Raw genomic sequence first — 276 nt, forward strand, 5'->3', positions numbered from 1 at the left:
TACACTCCCGCGCGAGCGCGAAGTGCTGGACCTGATCCTGGCCGGAAAAATGAACAAGATCATCGCCGACGAACTCGGCATCAGCATGCGCACGGTGGAAGTGCACCGCGCCCATATTTTCGACAAGATGAACGTCAAGACCGCCGTCGAACTCGCGCGCCTGCTGAAATAACACTTCCTTGAAATAACGCCCTCTCGTCATTCTCTTATTGCCCATGCAAGTCATCTCGCTTCTGCTGCCCGATTTCATCCTGATCCTGATGGGAGTCATCATCA

General features: G+C 54.0%; 1 protein-coding gene. It reads left to right on the forward strand.

Features of this window, described 5'->3' with window-relative positions; genetic code table 11:
• The coding region (locus tag HLUSI_RS27025) for a response regulator transcription factor (RefSeq protein WP_040503174.1) at window positions 1-172 on the forward strand (172 nt) is incomplete at its 5' end.
• Between the last annotated feature and the right edge of the window lie 104 nt (window positions 173-276).

Source organism: Herbaspirillum lusitanum P6-12, assembly GCF_000256565.1.
Classification (GTDB): Bacteria; Pseudomonadota; Gammaproteobacteria; order Burkholderiales; family Burkholderiaceae_D; genus Herbaspirillum; species Herbaspirillum lusitanum.